Below are 17,959 nucleotides of genomic sequence, written 5' to 3' on the forward strand. Positions count from 1 at the left end.
GGTGTGCACCGGGGCCCCTCGCGTCCTGCTGAAGGTGCTCAGGCCCAGAGCTGGCCGTGCAGCGTCTCGATGGCGGCTTCCGTCGTCGGGGCCGTGTAGACGCCCGTCGAGAGGTACTTCCAGCCGCCGTCGGCGACGACGAAGACGATGTCGGCGGACTCCCCCGCCTTGACGGCCTTCTTCCCCACGCCGATCGCGGCGTGCAGGGCGGCGCCGGTGGAGACGCCCGCGAAGATGCCCTCCTGCTGGAGGAGTTCGCGGGTGCGGGTGACCGCGTCGGCGGAGCCCACGGAGAAGCGGGTGGTGAGGACGGAGGCGTCGTACAGCTCGGGGACGAAGCCCTCGTCGAGGTTGCGCAGGCCGTAGACGAGGTCGTCGTAGCGCGGCTCGGCGGCGACGATCTTGACGTCCGGCTTGTTCTCGCGGAGGTAGCGGCCGACGCCCATGAGGGTGCCGGTGGTGCCCAGGCCCGCGACGAAATGGGTGATCGAGGGGAGGTCGGTGAGGATCTCGGGGCCCGTGGTGGCGTAGTGGGCGCCCGCGTTGTCCGGGTTGCCGTACTGGTAGAGCATCACCCAGTCCGGGTGCTCGGCGGCGAGCTCCTTGGCGACGCGTACGGCCGTGTTGGAGCCCCCCGCCGCCGGGGAGGGGATGATCTCGGCGCCCCACATGGCGAGCAGCTCGCGGCGTTCCTGCGAGGTGTTCTCGGGCATCACGCAGACGATGCGGTAGCCCTTGAGCTTCGCGGCCATGGCCAGCGAGATGCCGGTGTTGCCGCTGGTGGGTTCCAGGATGGTGCAGCCGGGGGTGAGGCGGCCGTCCTTCTCGGCCTGCTCGACCATGTGGAGCGCGGGGCGGTCCTTGATCGAGCCGGTCGGGTTGCGGTCCTCCAGCTTGGCCCAGATGCGTACGTCGGCGGAGGGCGAGAGCCTGGGCAGGCGTACGAGCGGGGTGTTGCCGACGGCGGCCAGCGGGGAGTCGTACCGCATGTCAGCGGGAGCCGCCCGCGACGGCGGGCAGGATCGTGACGCTGTCGCCGTCGGTCAGCTTGGTGGTAATGCCGTCGAGGAAGCGGACGTCCTCGTCGTTGAGGTACACGTTCACGAAGCGGCGCAGCTCGCCCTTGTCGACGATGCGCTCCTGGATGCCGGCGTGACGGCTCTCCAGGTCGGCGAAGAGGTCGGCGAGGGTGGCGCCGCTGCCCTCGACGGCCTTCGCGCCGCCGGTGTGGGTGCGGAGGATGGTGGGGATACGGACCTCGATGGCCATGGCGTGGGCTCCAGTCAGGGAGAGCGTGCGTGGGAAGGGCGCGCGGCTGTGCTCCCCCGCGCGAGGGGCGTGCGTCGCTGGCGCGGAGGTACGCGCGTCAGGCCGTACAGATGGCGCTGTCGAGCCTGCACAGGTCGACGTGCAGGCGCGCAACGAGCAGCACGGTGCTGCTCGGCGTCGTCTTCGCTGTCACGTCGTGGGCAACCATGCGGTCATCGTATAGATTCCCGGCCCGATTCCCGGCATGCGATCTCAGTCTTCGGGACGAATGTGTTCGTCAGGTGGACGTCGGGAGGTAGACGACCGTCGGTGCGCCGGTCGTCGGATGCATGCTGACCTCGGCGTTCACCCCGTACACCTGCTTGAGGAGGTCGGGGGTGAGGACCTCTTCCGGGGTGCCGTCGGCGACGATGCGGCCGGCGTTGAGGACGTAGAGGCGGTCGCAGTAGTACGCGGCGAGGTTGAGGTCGTGCAGGGCGAGGAGGTTCGTGGTGCCCAGGTCCCGTATCAGGGAGAGGACTTCGAGCTGGTGGCGGATGTCGAGGTGGTTGGTGGGTTCGTCGAGAACGACGAGGGCGGGTTCCTGGACCAACGCCCTTGCGACGAGGGCGCGTTGGCGTTCGCCGCCGGAGAGGGAGGGGAAGGGGCGGCCCTCCAGGTCGGCGATCTGGACCCTCTCCAGTGCGTTCCGTACGAGCACGGCGTCGGCGGCGGTGTCGGCCTCCCAGAACTTCTTGTGCGGGGAGCGGCCCATGGCGACGACCTCGCGCACGGACAGCTCGAAGACGGCCTGGCCGTCCTGCGGGACGGTGGCGAGGCGCTGCGCACGCTTCTTGGCTCCCATGGCGTGCAGGTCCTCGCCGTCGAGGAGGGCGCGGCCGTGGGTGGGGGCGAGGGTGCCGTACACGCAGCGCAGCAGGGTGGTCTTCCCGCTCCCGTTGGGCCCGACGAGGCCGACGGTCTCGCCGGGGCGGGCCTCGATGTCGACGGAGTCGACGAGGTGCCGCCCGTCGATGCCGTACGAGAGCCCTTCCGTACGTAGCTGGCTCATGCCGACACTCCTTCCTTTAGGGGCACGCTTTTAGGGGCGCGGGGCTGTGTTGCCTGTGCGGCTCCGCCGCGCGGGCGCGCCCAGCCAAGACGCACCCGCAGATACAACGGCCCAGCCGCGCGGCCAGCGCTTCAGGGAAGGGGCGGGGAGGGGAGAAATGCCCCGCGCAGCGGCCTGAACAGCAACCCACCCCCGGACGGGACGCCTTCACGCCGGCGCCCCCTCCGGCCGCCTCCGCAGCAGCCAAAGAAAGAACGGCCCCCCGATGAGCGCGGTGAGAATGCCGACCGGAATGTCCTGCGGCTCGGCGATGACCCGCGCCGCGAGGTCCGCGAGGACCAGAAAGGCCGCCCCGGCAAGCGCCACGACCGGCAGCAGCGTCCGGTGCGAAGCACCGACGAGCATCCGGGCCGCGTGCGGGACGAGCAGGCCGATGAAGCCGATCGCCCCGGAGACGGACACCAGCACGCCCGTGACCAGCGACGACAGTACGAATACGGCGGCCCGGAAGCGCGAGGTGTCGAGCCCGAGCACGGTCGCGCCCTCCTCCCCCACCAGCATCAGGTCCAGCGGCCTGGCGAGCGCGACGAGCAGCACGGTCCCGGCGGCGAGGACCACGGCGGGCAGCAGCAGCATGTCCCACCGCGCACTCCCCAGCCCACCCAGCGTCCAGTACATGGCCTCCTGGAAGTGCTCGCGCTTCGCGGAGGTGACCATGACGAGGCTGGTCAGCGCGGACAGGATGTACGCGACGGCGACCCCGGCGAGGACGAGCCGGGTGCCGGTCATCTGTCCGCCGCGCCGGGCGAGGGTGTAGACGAGGACGAGCGCGAGCAGCGACCCGGCGAAGGCTCCGGCCGGCATGGTGACGGTGGTCGCGAGCCCGAGACCGCTGCCGATCCCGAAGACGATGACGAGCACGACGCCCGCCGACGCCCCCGAGGAGATCCCCAGCAGGTACGGGTCGGCGAGCGGGTTGCGTACGAGCGCCTGGAGGACGGTGCCCACCACCGCGAGCCCGGCCCCGACGATCGCCCCGAGCAGCACGCGCGGCATCCGTACGTCGAGGACGATCGTGCGGAAGGGGCTCGGCTCGGCGCCGCCGGTGACGATGTCGAGGACCTGTCCCGCCGGGATCCGGACCTGTCCGAGTGCGAGCCCGGCGGTCATCGCCGCCGCGAGGGCGGCGGCGAGGACCGTCAGGACGAGGGTGTAGCGCAGCGGCCCGCGTGCGGGCGGGGTCTTGCAGCCCACGGCCGGTTACTTCTTGAGCTCGGGGTGGAGCTGGAGGGCGAGGCGTTCGATGGCGGCGGGGGCGCGGACGCCGACGAGGATCTCGGACAGCGGCATCACCGCGAACCGCTTGTTCTTGACGGCCGGTACGTCCTTCAGCGCCGGGTCCTGAAGCAGCCGCTTCTTCTTCTGCTCGACGGTCGTCGACCCGTAGTCGATGATCATGATGACGTCGGGCTTGCGGGTGACGACCTGTTCCCAGGAGGCGTCGGTGAAGGACTTGGGGATGTCCGCCATGACGTTCTTGCCGCCCGCGCGGGTGATCATCTCGTTGGCCATGCCCTTGCCGCCGGACGTCTGGGCGGTCTTGTCGCCGCTGTCGTACGCGAAGACGCTGACCGGCTCGACGGCCTTGAGCTGTGCGGCGGTGGAGTCGATGGTCTTCTTCGCGTCCGCGACCCACTTGTCCGCGCGGGCGCCGACGCCGAAGGTCCGGCCGACCTCGGCGACCTCCCGGTAGATGTCGTCGACGGCGCTGGAGCCCTCGGTGCAGTACTCGATGTTGAGGCGGGAGGCGATGCCGGACTTCTTCAGGTCGTCGCGGCTGCGGCCCTGCTTGGCGTCGAAGGCGGAGGCGTAACCGCCGTAGACGAAGTCGGGGTCGGCGGCGAGGAGCTTCTCCTTGGAGGGGTACTCCTTGGCGACGACCGGGATCTTGGCGTAGTCGGCGGCGTACTTCGGGAGGACCTTGTCGTCGAGGTAGGCACTGCCGGTGACCGACTTCGCCAGGCCCAGCTCCAGGAGCACCTCGGTGGCGTGCTGGTTCATGGGCAGCGCGCGCTCGGGGGCCTTGGTGAAGGTGGTCTTCACGCCGCAGTTCTCGACGGTGTACGGAAAGCCGGCGGCGGCCTTCGCGGCCTTGGTGTCGTCCTGCTTCGCATCGGCTCCGCCGCAGGCGGTGAGCGTCAGCGGGAGCAGGGCGGCGGATATGACGAGCGCGGTACGGGTGCGACGGGGCACGGGTACGGGCATGGCGGTGGGCCTCCTCCGGGGATTACCTCGTCCCCTGGTGGTGCGTGGGAGGCGGCAGGTCAGTTCCTGGCTTCCAGATCACGGGAATCTGGTCACAGTGGCGGGACCGTGCCGGATTCGCACCGGCTTCCTGGGTCCTGCCGCCCAAGTCGCGCACAGTCTCTCACCCGGCGCGTCCCGCCCTGCGCGTGGCCGTCAGTCGGTGATCTGCACGTCTTCCTCCGTGATCACGCCGTCCACGATCCGGTACGAGCGGAACTGGAAGGGGCCCGCGCCGTCGGTGTCGGCGGTGGAGACCAGGACGTAGTGCGCGCCGGGCTCGTTGGCGTACGTGACGTCCGTACGGGACGGGTAGGCCTCGGTCGCCGTGTGCGAGTGGTAGACGATCACCGGCTCCTCGTCGCGGTCGTCCATCTCCCGGTAGAGCTTGAGCAGATCGCCCGAGTCGAATTCGTAGAACGTGGGAGAGCGGGCGGCGTTCAGCATCGGGACGAAGCGCTCGGGGCGGCCGGTGCCCTCCGGGCCCGCGACCACGCCGCAGGCCTCGTCGGGGTGGTCGGCGCGCGCGTGGGCGACGATCTGGTCGTGCAGGGTCCGGGAAATGGTCAGCATGCGGGCCAGGATATGCAAACGGTCCCGCCCGTACCGAGGGATGGTACGGACGGGACCGGATGGCGAGACGCCCGTCGGGAAGCCGTCGGGCCGCGCTCGCCGGGAAGCTACTTCTTGGCGGCGAACTTCTCCGGGCTCTTCGCCTTCATGACCAGGTACGAGACCCCCAGCAGCAGCGCCCACACCGGCGCGCAGTACAGCGAGATCCTGGCGTCCTTGTCGATGCCCATCAGCACGATGACCATGCCGATGAAGAGCAGCGCGAACCAGCTGGTCCACGGGGCGCCCGGGGCGCGGAACGAGGACTTCGGGAGCACGCCCGCGTCCGACAGCTTCCGGTAGCGGATCTGGGAGCAGAGGATCATGATCCAGGCCCACATGCCGGAGATGGTCGCGAAGGAGACGACGTAGTTGAACGCCTCGCCCGGCCACTGGTAGTTGATCCACACGCCGACCAGCATCAGGGCGGCGGAGAAGGACGTACCGGCCAGCGGCAGCCCGCGCGCCGTCAGCTTGGTGAAGAACTTCGGCGCCTGGCCGTTGAGGGCGAGGTCGCGCAGCATGCGCCCGGTGGAGTACATGCCGGAGTTGCAGGAGGACAGCGCCGCCGTCAGCACCACGAAGTTCACGATCGCGGCGCCGACGCCGAGACCCATCTTCTCGAAGGCCGCGACGAAGGGGGAGACGCCCGGCTGGAAGTGCGTCCACGGCACGACCGACAGGATCATGATCAGCGCGCCGACGTAGAAGACGGCGATGCGCCACGGGACGGTGTTGATGGCCTTCGGCAGCACGGTCTTCGGGTCCTTGGACTCGCCCGCGGTCACACCGACCAGCTCGACGGCGAGGAAGGCGAACATGACCATCTGGAGCGTCATCAGCGTCGAGCCGATGCCCTTGGGGAAGAACCCGCCCTCGGACCACAGCAGGGACACGGAGGCGGTGTCACCGGCGTCGGAGAAGCCGACGGTCAGGATGCCGGCGCAGATCAGGATCATGCCGATGATGGCCGTCACCTTGACCATCGAGAACCAGAACTCCAGCTCGCCGAAGAGCTTCACCGAGATCAGGTTGGCGCCGAAGAGGATGACCGTGAAGACGAGCGCGAAGACCCACTGCGGCTGATTGATCCAGCCGGTCGCGTCCTTCGTCCAGTACTGCATGTACTCGGAGGCGGCCGTGACTTCCGTGATGCCGGTGACGACCCAGAAGAGCCAGTACGTCCAGCCGGTCACGAACCCGAAGAAGGGGCCGAGGAATTCGCGTGCGTACTCCGAGAAGGAGCCGGACACCGGGCGGTACATCAGCAGCTCGCCGAGCGCCCGCATGATGAAGAAGATGACCAGGCCCGCGATGGCGTACGCGAGGATCAGGCTGGGTCCCGCCTTGGAGATGCCCTTGCCCGCGCCGAGGAAGAGGCCGGTGCCGATGGCGCCGCCGATGGCGATCATCTGGATCTGGCGGGCGCCGAGTCCTCGCTGATAGCCCTCGCCGGACTCGCCCTGCGCGTCCTCGGCCTCACTGCCGTCGCCCGGCTTGCTGTCGACCTGCACTGAGGTCATGGTGGTGCGCCTTTCTCCATGCGATCCGGCCGTATCGCAAGGTGCGCGGCTCGGACCGACTGTGACGATCCTTGATCGGGGCGTGTGCCCCCGGATGTGGATGGAGTGCATCGCCGGGTTCCTCCGGCGTCAGCGCCCCCACGGGACAGGGGTGGCGTCCGTGGGTGGTCGTGCAGATCTATCACGCTCGGCGCGGTGATCGACTAGCGCTTTGTGCCCTATTGCACAGGAAAAAGCAGACAAAACTCCCCTGCGGCGGCAAAGCACACAGGGGAGGTAACCCGATCGTTATTCGGATTTGAGCGTCCGCTGAGCGAACGCTTACGTTTCGGGGGTTGGTACGTACGTTTCGAGGAGTGATACGCCGATCACGGCATCAGGGTCTCGACCAGGGTCTCCTGGAGCCCGCCCAGCCACAGGTACGCCATCACCATCGGCTTGCGCGGATCCTCGTCCGGAAGGTGGAAGAGCATGTCGCTCTCGTCCTCCTCGGTGATCTCCAGCCGGGACGCGATGGTGAGGCGCAGGTCGTTGAGCGTGCCGAGCCAGCGCCGGGACTCCTCGGGCGTCAGTTTCAGTACGAGGCCGCTCTCGCCCTCGTCGGCCGCCGAGGCCAGCGCGTCCAGGTTCCGCACGACGGACAGCGCGTCCTCGCGCTTGCGGGTACGCAGGTCGTTCTCGGTGAAGCGCCTGAACTCGGCGGAGGCGGCCTGCTGCTCCTTGTCCGGCTCGCTCCTCGGATCGGCGTACGCCTCGGGGAAGAGCCGGGCCAGCGCCGGATCCGTGGGCGCCTCGCTGGGGCCCTCGGCGAAGAGCGCGGCGAGCGGGTCCTCGCCCTCCACGGGCTCGTCGCCAGGCCCGATCAGTTCGAGCAGCTGCACGGCCAGGGAGCGCAGGATGGAGGTCTCGACCTCGTCCAGGGCGACGGCCGCGCCGTCACCGGGGACCGCTTCGAAATAACCCGGCATCAGTTGCGGTCCTGGGAGAGGGTCGCCCACAGTCCGTACCCGTGCATGGCCTGCACGTCCCGCTCCATCTCCTCGCGGCTGCCCGCGGAGACGACCGCCCGGCCCTTGTGGTGGACGTCGAGCATCAGCTTCTTCGCCTTCTCCTTGGAATACCCGAAGTACGTCTGGAAGACGTACGACACATAACTCATCAGATTGACCGGGTCGTTGTGGACCAGGGTCACCCAAGGGGTGTCCGGCTCGGGGACGGCGGACGTTTCCTCGGCCGACTCGGGACGTTCGATCTCTACGGGGGCGACACTCACCCTTCCCATGCTGCCACCGGAGGGCGGCCGTCGCACAAACGGGCCTCGCCCGGCCTTCGCCCTCGCCCCTCTCCGCCCCGGCCGCCCGTTCGGCCGACCCCATTTCGTCACTCTGACGAGATCGGGGGTAGCATCCGTCGTATGAACACAGCGGATCTCGGCCTGCCGGTGGATGTTCCCTCGACAGCGCTCTTCACCGACCAGTACGAGCTGACCATGCTGCAGGCGGCCCTGCGCGCCGGCACCGCCGACCGGCGCTCCGTCTTCGAGGCCTTCACCCGCAGGCTCCCCTCGGGGCGGCGCTACGGCGTCGTCGCGGGTACGGGGCGGGTCCTGGACGCCGTCGAGAACTTCCGCTTCGACGCCGACGTCCTGGCCTTCCTCGACGAGCAGGGGATCGTCGACGGGCCGACCCTCGAATGGCTCGCCTCGTACCGCTTCAACGGCGACATCTGGGGCTACCCGGAGGGCGAGGTCTACTTCCCCGGCTCGCCGATCCTGCGCGTCGAGGGCAGCTTCGCGGAATGCGTCCTGCTCGAAACCGTCATCCTCTCCATCCTCAACCACGACTCGGCGATCGCCGCCGCCGCCTCCCGCATGGCGGCCTCCGCGGGCGACCGCCCCCTGATCGAGATGGGCGCCCGCCGCACCCACGAGCTCGCCGCGGTCGCCTCGGCCCGTGCCGCGTACGTCGGCGGCTTCACCTCCACCTCCGACCTGGCGGCGGGGTTCCGCTACGGCATCCCCACCGTCGGCACCTCGGCGCACGCCTTCACGCTCCTGCACGACAACGAGCGCGACGCCTTCCAGGCCCAGGTGAACTCCCTCGGCAGCGGCACCACCCTCCTCGTCGACACCTACGACGTCACCGAGGCCGTCCGCACGGCGGTCGAGGTCGCGGGCCCGGAGCTGGGCGCCGTACGCATCGACTCCGGCGACCTCCTCCTGGTCGCCCACCGCGTCCGCCAGCAGCTCGACGAGCTGGGCGCGACGAACACCAAGATCGTCGTCACCTCCGACCTCGACGAGTACGCCATCGCGTCCCTCGCCGCGGCCCCCGTGGACGCGTACGGCGTGGGCACCCAGCTCGTCACCGGCAGCGGGCACCCGACCTGCTCCATGGTCTACAAGCTGGTCGCCCGCGCGGAGTCCGCCAGCCCCAAGGCCCCGCTCCTGCCCGTCGCGAAGAAGTCCATGGGCGCCAAGTCCTCGCGCGGCGGCCGCAAGTGGGCGGCCCGCCGCCCGGACTCGTACGGAATCGCCGAGGCCGAGGTCATCGGCACGGGCCCGGTCCCCGCCGACCTCCTCGACCACCAGCTCCAGATCGAACTCGTCAAGGCCGGCCAGGTCGTCGCCCGGGAACCCCTGGACGAGGCCCGCGACCGGCACAAGGCGGCCCGCGGCGGCCTGCCCATGTCCTCGGTCCAGCTCTCGCGCGGCGAGCCGGTGATCCCGACGGAGTACCTGTGACCCGCCCGCACCGGGCACCCCGGACGCCCACTCCCCCCAAGGGGCCGGAGTCTCTACTCTCAAGAGACATGACCGCCCCCACTAAGGACATGCCATGCACCGCGCCCTGATCGTCGTCGACGTGCAGAACGACTTCTGCGAGGGCGGCAGCCTCGCGGTCGCGGGCGGGGCGGACGTCGCCGCCGCGATCACCGACCTGATAGGCCAGTCCCAGGCCGGCTACTGCCACGTCGTCGCCACCCGCGACCACCACGTGGACCCCGGCGACCACTTCTCCCCGAACCCCGACTACGTCCGCTCCTGGCCCGTCCACTGCGTCGCCGGCACCGAGGGCGTCGGCTTCCACCCCAACTTCGCCCCCGCCGTCGCCTCGGGGTCGATCTCCGCCGTCTTCGACAAGGGCGCCCACTCGGCGGCGTACAGCGGCTTCGAGGGCACCGACGAGAACGGCACGCCCCTCGCCGCCTGGCTCCACGCCCGCCACATCACCGAGGTCGACATCGTCGGAATCGCCACCGACCACTGCGTCCGCGCCACCGCCCTGGACGCGGCCCGCGAAGGCTTCACCACCCAGGTCCTCCTGGACCTGACGGCAGGCGTCGCGGCCCCGACGACGGAGGCGGCGCTGGAGGAACTCCGCACGGCGGGCGTAAAACTCACCGGCAAGCCGGTGGTCTGACGGGGGCCGCGCACCCTCACCGAAATAATGTCTCACTTACACCTGTAAGTGAGACATTCTTCAACGGGCCCTCCGTCGGCCCGGGCTACTGCGGCGGACTGCTGTACCGCTCCAGCGTCGCCTTCGACGTGCTGGTCTCCTTCTTGACCAGTTCCCAGGGGCCGGTGTTCACATCGAAATCCTTGCCGAACCCGACCCACTTGCCCGCGAGCCGTCGGCCCGTCAGCTCTGCCAGCATCTGGAGGGCGCCGTGGTACCGGGCGCCCTGGTAGTAGCCGTCCGTCGCGGTCTGCTCCGTCCAGGAGCCGGTGACCACGTTCCGGTCGAGGGTGAGGTCCAGGGTGAGCGGGCTGTCGGGGTTGGTGGACGCACCCGGCAGCGAGCGGCCGGTCAGCCGGTTGCCGTGCTGGATCAGGACGACGTAGTGCGCCGCCACGAAGGTCTCGTCGCGGCTCGACGAGTAGAACTCGTACCGGGACAGCCACACGCCGTTGTACTGGGGCTCCCCGGCGTGCTGTGCCGTGGGCCGGGGCGGCCGTACGTCTCGCGGCCAGGCAGGAGGAGCGGCGGCTCGCCCTGTACGAAGCCGCCGTCGGGCGGGAGTACCCGTACAGCTATCCAGGGGCTCCGTTCCCCCGGGAGCCATGCTTTACGGCTGTCCCTCGTGCGCCCTGATGCTCGGGGTGGGTCCGACCCCCGGTGAGGCGATCGGCGGCCGGTAGCCCCGGCCACAACCGGGGGGGCACTGCCCAGAGCGGGACGACCGCAGCGAGTGCCGGGCCGCGCATACCCTCGGCCCGCGCCCGGGGGCGGTTGGGCAACTGAGCATGCTCTCGGTGCCGCGAGGGGGGCAGACGGGGCCCAGGAGGCGGGTCGAGCCAGGAAGTGGCCCGAGCGGTCAGGTGGCGGGGCGCATCAGGGCGCGTATCGGGTGCCAGAGTTCCTGGCGGGACTGGGGGGCCGTGCGCCAGAGGAGGCCGTCGGGGTGGTGCAGGACGGCGGTGATCTCGTCGAGGGTGGGGGGTTCCGTGTTGCCGCGGAGGTAGACCGCGCGCAGGCCGAGGTTGCGGAGGCGGGTGAGGGCGCGGGCGCGGTTCGCCGCGTGGACGAGTATGCGGACCTTGGTGCCCGAGGGGCCGGGGCGGGGCAGGGTCAGAGCCACCACCACGCTCCCGTTCGGGAGTCTGTTGAAACCTCCTGCGGACATACCGATCACTCCCCCGTGAGACGCCCCGTGAGGCGTCGTGTCAATAGCGAGCACGTAAGAGGCATCTAAACGCGATCGGCCGCCGCCCGCTAGAGGGGCGACGGCCGATCATGCTCTGACCTGGGGCTATGGCTTAAAAGTGACCTTTAGCGGCCGGCCTTGCCGACCAGGATCGACATCGTCTGGCCGTTCAAAGGCTGGCCGATGATCGAGATCCGGGTGTTGGTGTCAGTTGTTTTGACGCTGCCCGTGGGGTTGTCCTTCGACCAGTAGGTGTTCTTGCGGTCGTCGAAGTACGGGACCCCGAGCTGGGCGGGGATCTTGGTGGCGACGCCTTCCTTGTGGAGGGTGAAGCCGGGGTTCGGGTACCAGCTGAAGGCGGCGTCGTACGGCTGGATCTTGTTGGAGATCAGCTTGCCGGTGTTCTGCCACTTCAGGGGCTTGGAGTGCGCGTCGATGGGGAGGAGCATGCCCTCGCCCGGGTGCTCGCTGACGTTGTTGTTGCGCTGCGAGGTGTCCCACTGCCAGATCATGAGGCCGGGACGGTAGGCGTAGTGCTCGACCCAGTCCGGGCGGTCCGTCTTCTGGAAGCCGAAGTTGTACGGGCCGACCTGGAGGGTCTTGTCGTACGAGACGTACTGGCGGTTCTCGGCGATGTAGTACTGCTCGAAGTCGCCGTTGACGGAGTCGCCGACGCGGGAGAAGCCGCGGACGGTCCAGCCGTTGTCGTCGCCCTCGGCGTTGTCGGTGAAGAGGGCGGCACCGTCGGCCTGGACGGTCAGGTTGTCGGCGGTGAAGCCCTTGCCGCCCGCGCCGCCGTCCGTCTTGTAGCGGAAGCGGACGCCGATCTTCTTGCCCGCGTACGCGTCGAGCGGGAAGACGAGCTTCTTGTGGGTCTTGGAGACACCGGTGATGGCGGGCTTGTCGCCGCCGTCACGGGTGATCGGCTCGCCGTCGGCGGTGCCGTCGATGGGCTTCCAGCTGGCGCCGCCGTCCGTGGAGACCTGGGTGTAGAGGTAGTCGTAGTCGGCCTCGATGTCCCACCAGCCGGTGAGTTCGAGGGAGGCCTTCGACCTGCCGGTCAGGTCGACGTCGCGGGAGAGCGTGTTGGAGAGGTCGTCGCCGTAGTCCGACCACCACTGCTTGGTGCCCCCGGCGGGCTTCACCACCTCGGTGGTGACGTTCTTCTTGGGCAGTTCGACGACGACGGCCTGCGGGTTCTTGGTGTTGTACGCCGAGACGCCCAGCTTGTGGAAGGAGGTCGTGGCCGCCTTCGCCTTCTCGTAGTCGAGCCAGCCGAGCTGCAGCTTGTCCCAGGCGGTCATGTCGCCGGGGAGGTCGCCTATCTCGTTCTTGCCGGTGCCGAGCCAGGAGCCGGCCGACATCAGGGACCAGAAGCCGACCGAGTTCTCGGCGGTGTTCGTGGTGTCGTAGAGGTCCGGGAGGCCGAGGTCGTGGGCGTACTCGTGGGCGAAGACGCCCAGGCCGCCGTTCTCGGGCTGCGCGGTGTAGTCGCCGACCCAGATGCCGGTGTCGCCGATCGGGGTGCCGCCGGCCTTGAAGCCCGCCGGGCCCGTCTCGCCGTCGTCGCGGCCGAACGCGTAACCGCGGTGCGCCCACACGGCGTCCGTGCCCTGCTCGCCGCCGCCCGCCGAGCCGTCCTCGCCGGCGTGCACGACCTGGAAGTGGTCGATGTAGCCGTCGGGCTCGTTGAAGTTGCCGTCGTTGTCGTGGTCCGTGCGGTCCCACGCGTCGTACTTCGCGAGGTCGGCCTTGATCTGGGCGTCGGTACGGCCCGCCGCCTTCTCCTTGGCGACCCACGCGTTGACGCCGTCGCGGACCAGGTCCTCGACGTTGGGGCAGTTGTTGCTGCCGCAGTAGTCGGAGCCGTAACGGGCCTCGTTGTAGTCGACCTTGACCCAGTCGGAGACCTTGCCCTCGACCGAGTAGCGGCCCGACGAGGTCTTCTCGTAGTACGTCTTGAGGGACTCGACCGGCTTGCCGTCGGCACCCTTGCCCTTGCCGAAGTACAGGTCCTGGAAGTGCGCCTGGTTGTAGTCCGCCTTCCAGGCGGTGGAGTTGTCCTTCTTGCGGTCGGGCTCCGCTATTTTGTTGTGCAGGGGCCCCGGCTTGCCGCCGTACTTCTTGATCGGCGGCTTCGGGCCCGAGCCGTCCGGGTCGTACATCGTCGTGTCGTCGACCTTGTCGCCGAACTCGACCAGGACCGTGAAGATCTGGTCGGTGCGCTCGCGGCCGAGCTCGACGTACTTCTTGTCGGCGAGCTTCACGACGCTCGAACTGCCGCGCTTCTCCGCCTTCTTGGTCCCCCTGAGGACCTCCTCCAGGGCGGTCTGGCGCTGCTGGGCCTGCTGGGCGCTGTACGGGCCGTCGATGACGTGGCCCTTGTCGCCCTTGCCGCCCTTGCCCCCGTCCGGCTGCGCCGGGTCCTGGTGGCCCACGGCCGCCGGGATCTGCGCGGCCGGAACCTGCGCCGCCGGAGCCGCCTGCGCGGTGGCGAAGGCCGAGGCGGTGGCAGCGGTCGCAGCCAGCGCCACGAGCACGGCGGTGCCTCTCAGGGCACGTCTGTTACTGATCACTTGGTGGTGTCCTCCCCCGCGGGCCGCCCGGCCCGAAGGGTGAGGGGTTCCATTCGCGGCACGCGTCACAAGTGACGACATTCGACCGGAGTTACGGAAGAAAAGACAGACCTTGACATCAACTCCACACGCACGCTAGGCAGTTCACGAACTCCGCTATCCGGACTTCCTGTAGGTCACAACTTCCTCACGGAGCTCCACAAACGGCCCTCCGGTCTCCGCGTACGGGAGCTCGCGTCTCAGTGGGCGGACGACCTCATGACACTGTGCGCCCCCCATGCATCGGCACCGTGTGTTAGGTCACGCTTACCGGCCGTTCCGCGCGGGAACCTCATGGTCGTAGGGTCAGCCCAGACCCCGCGACCCCACTCCCGTGCTCCGAGGACGGAACTGCCATGCAGCGGACGACGCGCCAGACTCCGATCCGGACCCAGCTCCCGACCCGGTTCCCGACCCCGACCGTCGCCCAGTGCACCTACGGCGCGATGACCTCGGTGTTCTCCACCGTCGCCATGCTGCTGCTGTCACAGACCACTTCGGGCGCCTGGATCGCGGTGATCGCGTGTGCGGCGCTGGGACTCGGGCTGCTGGTGGCGATGACCGTACCGATGCCGCTCGCGAAGAGCGCGAGGATCACGAGGATCGCGAAGAAGGCGGCTCGTGGGGACCGTACGCGCACGGTCCCCACGGCCGCCTCCCCCGCCGCCGCCTCCCCCGAGACGTACGACGGGATCCGGGTCCCCGGACCCCGCGCACGCTCCTCGGTGTCTTCGGCGTCCTCGGTGGGCGAGCACTCGCTGCACGGCTAGCCGCGCAGCGGATCGGCTACGGCGCGGCGATGACCACCACGGTCTTCGCCGCCTTGTCGTGGAGGCCCTGCTTGTACGGCTTGTCGACGGCGATCATCACCAGCGTGATGATCCACCACAGGCAGGGGCAGCAGATCAGCGCGGGCAGCAGCAGCACCGCGGCGCGCATCAGGGCCGCGTTCGTCTGCGGGACGCTGCCGTCGTTGAGCATCGCGACCCGCAGGCCCAGCAGGCGCTTGCCGACGGTCTGACCGCTCTTCTTGGTCATGTACGTGTCGTAGGCGAGGTACACGACGATCGAGAGCAGCTGGAAGACCAGGCTCTTGCCGCTGCTCACCTCGGTGATGGTGTCGCCGAAGTCGTCGGTGGTCTTCGTGATCCGCTCGTACGTGCCGAACGGGATGCCGATGATCGCGAGCGGGATCGCCACGATGAGCAGGTCGACCAGCCGGGCCAGGAACCGCTTGCCGAGCGGCGCCAGCGGCGGCATTCCGGAGAGCGGGTCGCCCCCGCCGTACCCGTAGCCACCGCCTCCTTGGTTGCCGTCGTACGGTCCCCCGCCGTAGGGCGGCAGTGGGCCGCCGCCCCCCGTGCTGCCCGGAGGCTGGTCGTAGGGGCTGCCGCCGCCCTGTGGGGGCGGGGGCGGCGGGTACTTCCGGAACGGGTCGTTCTCAGGCGGCACGCCGGGCGGCGGCTGGTCGGTGCTCATACCGGAAGTCGACCCCCGGCGCCCAGTGCCCGCAAGGGCTCGGACGCCGTTCGGGGGACGGCGGGGGCCAAGCCGGTGACACCGGGTCAGGCGGGGAGGGCGGGGTCAGCTCTTGCCCGCGACGAAGGTGCGTGCCGCCTTGTCGTGCCAGCACTGGCGCCACGGCCGGTCGACGAGGCACCACAGCACGTTCAGCACGCCGACGCCGAGGATGCCCAGCACTCCGTACACCAGCCAGCGGCGCAGCGCTCCGCCGAAGCGGGGCGGCTCGTGCTCCTCGATGTCGCGGACCTGGAGGCCGAACGCCTTCTTTCCGAGCGTGCGTCCCCACTTCGCGGTGGGCACCGCCTCGTAGAGGACGCCCAGCACGAGGAACGTGCCGAGGATGACGCCGAGGAAGCCGACCGTGGTGGCGTCCAGCAGGTAGACCGTGACGGTCGTGCCGGACAGTTTGGCCGCGCGGATCTTCTCGTCGATGTGGTCGACGGCCTGCGTCACCAGGGGTACGGCGACGGCGGCGACGGCCGCACCGAGCACGACCGTGTCCAGGAGACGGGCCGCGAGCCGCCGGCCGAGACCGGCCGGGCGGGCGGCGGCCTGCTCGCGGGCTGCCTTCGCGAAGACGTCTTCGACGGGGGGCTTCCAGGGGACGACGGGCCGGCCTTCTGCCTCGGGGGCAGGGGTGGTGGGGCTGGGGGCGGCGGCGTCGGCCAGTTGGTTGACCTGCTGGGCCCAGGAGGCGGCCGGGGGCGTCGGCCGGCGGCCCTGTCCGGGCAGCGGGTTCTGGGGGGTGGAGGGCTGTTGCGGTGCTACGGGGGTGGGCTGGGCGGGAGCGGACTGGTGGGCGGCGGCGGGCGCGGACTGCTGCCGGGGCTTGACCGTGCGGATGGACATGGTGCCGTCGGGGATGCGGGCACCGGTGGTCCGGGGTGGCGTCGGGGTCGCCCGGCCGGAGCGGGGCGGGGCGGTGGCGAGGGGTGCGGCTCCGCCGGGGGCCGCCCCGTGCCCGCCCTTCCCCAAGCTCTCGGCTTCGCTCGAACAGGGGATGCCCCACTCGCCCTCGGCGCGGCCCTGCTGCCCACGCGAGTCGGGACTGCCCTGCTGCCCACGGGACTCCGGACTGCCCAACTGCCCACGGGAATCAGGACCGTCCAACTGCCCACGGGGCTCGCGGCGGGGTTCCGGGGTGCCGTGGCGGCCGTGGGGCGGGGCGGGGCTCGGCCGGGGCGGGGATTCCAGGGCAGGGCGTTCGGCGCGGGCGGGGAGCGCGCCGGGGGCCCGGGGGTCGGCGGACGGGGCCCGGCCCTGTGCGGGGGTCAGGCCGGGGGGCGTTGACGCGGCCGGGTGCCCCGGTGCCGCCCCGTCCGCAGGAGCCGCACCGGCGTCGCCGGGACCGCCGGGACCACCGGAAGCGGGCGGGGAGCCCCAGGAGACGCGGCGGTCGCGCTCGCCGCCGAAGCCGTTCTGGCGGGAGGTGTCGGCCTGCCAGGCGACGACGGGTTCGGCCGAACGGCGTACCTCTACCTCGTGGCCCGTCTGCTGTCCGGGGCCGCCCGCCTCGTCCTCCTCGTCGAAGAAGAACGGGCCGGTCTCGTCCACCGGGGGGCCTGTGTGGCCGACGGGGGCCGGGGCCGGGACGGAAGCCAGGTTCGGGAGGCCGGAGTGGGGGGAGGGTGCGGGTGCGGCCCCCGGCGGCGGGGTCGGCATCGGCTCGCCCGCAGCGGGGGCCGGCCTGCTGGTGCCCGGCACCCAGGAACTGCCGTTCCAGTAGCGGACGTAGCCGGGGATGGACGGATCGGGATAGAAGCCGTGGCCGGGTGCGTGTCCGCCGTTGGCCGGTGTGGGGGCGCTCATCACCGTGTCCCGTATCTGCTAGAGGCCTCGTTGTCTTGATTTCCGGGGTCCACATCTACCAGACCGCCGCCCACCACCGGGCCCGTCCGTCCGGATGCACCACTTTTCGGTCAATGCCGGTCCTGCAAAAAAACTTCTTCGTAAGTCGCGTAATGAAAGGCGGGGAGCGTGCTCTCACCCAGTACGGCCCGCCCGTGGGCCCCGTACCGGAAAGGAAGTGCACCCATGCCGCACACCGTCGTGGAACGCGAGCTGGAGCTCAACCTCGTCCTGTCCCCCGAGCGCGCCATCCCGGTGCCGGCCCGGCTGATGTACCGGGCGAACGACCCGTACGCCGTGCACATCACCTTCCACATCGGATCGGACTACCCGGTCAACTGGACGTTCGCCCGCGAACTCCTCATCGACGGGGTGTTCCGGCCCTGCGGGCACGGAGATGTCCGGATCTGGCCGACCAAGGTCGACGGGCGTTCGGCCGTGTGTGTGGCGCTGACCTCACCCGAGGGGGACGCCCTCCTGGAGGCGTCGACGCCGATCGTGTCGGCGTGGCTGGAGCGGACGCTGACGATGGTTCCGCCGGGGACCGAGAGCGAGCAGCTCGG

At 70.1% G+C, this 17,959-nt stretch carries 18 protein-coding genes, 1 pseudogene and 1 riboswitch; of the genes and pseudogenes, 4 read left to right on the top strand and 15 right to left on the bottom strand.

All coding sequences use genetic code 11. The annotated features are described in order from the left end of the window. Positions 1–38: 38 nt before the first annotated feature. The 10 genes from ACWGIG_RS24315 to clpS all read right to left on the bottom strand — a co-directional run bounded on the left by ACWGIG_RS24315 (position 39) and on the right by clpS (position 8,041). Positions 39–989 (bottom strand): PLP-dependent cysteine synthase family protein, encoded by a 951-nt coding sequence (locus tag ACWGIG_RS24315; protein ID WP_453323774.1) that lies wholly within the window; start codon positions 987–989, stop codon positions 39–41. 1 nt (position 990) lies between these two features. Further along, on the bottom strand, positions 991–1,269 hold the full coding sequence (locus ACWGIG_RS24320; protein WP_453323775.1) for a MoaD/ThiS family protein: 279 nt from the start codon (positions 1,267–1,269) through the stop codon (positions 991–993). Positions 1,270–1,366: 97 nt separating this feature from the next. Further along, positions 1,367–1,477 carry a putative leader peptide gene (locus ACWGIG_RS24325; RefSeq protein ID WP_311772298.1) on the bottom strand — a complete coding sequence of 37 codons (111 nt, stop codon included), beginning with the start codon at positions 1,475–1,477 and terminating at the stop codon, positions 1,367–1,369. Between the two features lie 69 nt (positions 1,478–1,546). After that, positions 1,547–2,320: an ABC transporter ATP-binding protein gene (locus tag ACWGIG_RS24330; RefSeq protein ID WP_453323776.1), complete on the bottom strand. Its 774-nt coding sequence runs from the start codon at positions 2,318–2,320 to the stop codon at positions 1,547–1,549. Positions 2,321–2,527: 207 nt separating this feature from the next. Further along, positions 2,528–3,574, bottom strand: a complete 1,047-nt coding sequence (locus ACWGIG_RS24335) for a FecCD family ABC transporter permease (protein ID WP_453323777.1) — start codon at positions 3,572–3,574, stop codon at positions 2,528–2,530. Between the two features lie 6 nt (positions 3,575–3,580). Beyond that, positions 3,581–4,585 (bottom strand): ABC transporter substrate-binding protein, encoded by a 1,005-nt coding sequence (locus ACWGIG_RS24340; protein ID WP_453323778.1) that lies wholly within the window; start codon positions 4,583–4,585, stop codon positions 3,581–3,583. Positions 4,586–4,625: 40 nt separating this feature from the next. Next, a riboswitch (cobalamin riboswitch) is annotated at positions 4,626–4,771 on the bottom strand. 9 nt (positions 4,772–4,780) lie between these two features. After that, a complete protein-coding gene (locus ACWGIG_RS24345) occupies positions 4,781–5,197 on the bottom strand; it encodes a Mov34/MPN/PAD-1 family protein (protein ID WP_453323779.1) in 417 nt (138 codons plus the stop codon). 107 nt (positions 5,198–5,304) lie between these two features. Further along, on the bottom strand, positions 5,305–6,759 hold the full coding sequence (locus tag ACWGIG_RS24350) for an amino acid permease (protein ID WP_453323780.1): 1,455 nt from the start codon (positions 6,757–6,759) through the stop codon (positions 5,305–5,307). A 368-nt stretch (positions 6,760–7,127) separates the two neighbouring features. Then, complete coding sequence (locus tag ACWGIG_RS24355; RefSeq protein WP_453323781.1) at positions 7,128–7,727, bottom strand: DUF2017 domain-containing protein; 600 nt, start codon at positions 7,725–7,727, stop codon at positions 7,128–7,130. Further along, entirely contained in the window at positions 7,727–8,041 is a 315-nt protein-coding gene (clpS, locus tag ACWGIG_RS24360) for an ATP-dependent Clp protease adapter ClpS (RefSeq protein WP_398423673.1), read from the bottom strand. Before clpS ends, ACWGIG_RS24355 begins: the two co-directional genes overlap by 1 nt. Positions 8,042–8,173: 132 nt before the next feature. Here clpS and ACWGIG_RS24365 point away from each other — a divergent pair, with 132 nt between their 5' ends. Next, positions 8,174–9,502 (top strand): nicotinate phosphoribosyltransferase, encoded by a 1,329-nt coding sequence (locus ACWGIG_RS24365; RefSeq protein WP_453323782.1) that lies wholly within the window; start codon positions 8,174–8,176, stop codon positions 9,500–9,502. 94 nt (positions 9,503–9,596) lie between these two features. Next, positions 9,597–10,181 (top strand): isochorismatase family protein, encoded by a 585-nt coding sequence (locus tag ACWGIG_RS24370; RefSeq protein WP_453323783.1) that lies wholly within the window; start codon positions 9,597–9,599, stop codon positions 10,179–10,181. Positions 10,182–10,266: 85 nt separating this feature from the next. Here the strand turns inward: ACWGIG_RS24370 and ACWGIG_RS24375 are convergent. The 3 genes and pseudogenes from ACWGIG_RS24375 to ACWGIG_RS24385 all read right to left on the bottom strand — a co-directional run. Beyond that, positions 10,267–10,680, bottom strand: a pseudogene (locus tag ACWGIG_RS24375) (XRE family transcriptional regulator); the annotation flags it as partial. Between the two features lie 399 nt (positions 10,681–11,079). Beyond that, positions 11,080–11,388, bottom strand: coding sequence for a hypothetical protein (locus ACWGIG_RS24380; protein ID WP_453323784.1), 309 nt, complete (start codon positions 11,386–11,388; stop codon positions 11,080–11,082). Positions 11,389–11,534: 146 nt separating this feature from the next. Continuing rightward, positions 11,535–13,985, bottom strand: coding sequence for an immune inhibitor A domain-containing protein (locus ACWGIG_RS24385; protein WP_453323785.1), 2,451 nt, complete (start codon positions 13,983–13,985; stop codon positions 11,535–11,537). A gap of 395 nt (positions 13,986–14,380) precedes the next feature. Between ACWGIG_RS24385 and ACWGIG_RS24390 the strand changes: the two genes are divergently transcribed. Further along, entirely contained in the window at positions 14,381–14,794 is a 414-nt protein-coding gene (locus ACWGIG_RS24390) for a hypothetical protein (protein ID WP_453323786.1), read from the top strand. A 16-nt stretch (positions 14,795–14,810) separates the two neighbouring features. On the opposite strand, the gene ACWGIG_RS24395 is transcribed toward ACWGIG_RS24390, so the two are convergent. Beyond that, a complete protein-coding gene (locus ACWGIG_RS24395) occupies positions 14,811–15,503 on the bottom strand; it encodes an RDD family protein (protein ID WP_453323787.1) in 693 nt (230 codons plus the stop codon). 105 nt (positions 15,504–15,608) lie between these two features. Beyond that, positions 15,609–17,357, bottom strand: coding sequence for an RDD family protein (locus ACWGIG_RS24400; RefSeq protein WP_453323788.1), 1,749 nt, complete (start codon positions 17,355–17,357; stop codon positions 15,609–15,611). A 225-nt stretch (positions 17,358–17,582) separates the two neighbouring features. Between ACWGIG_RS24400 and ACWGIG_RS24405 the strand changes: the two genes are divergently transcribed. Then, positions 17,583–17,959 (top strand): SsgA family sporulation/cell division regulator (locus ACWGIG_RS24405; protein ID WP_453323789.1); only part of this gene is annotated, 377 nt, incomplete at its 3' end.

It is taken from the genome of Streptomyces sp. NPDC054863 (assembly GCF_053610825.1).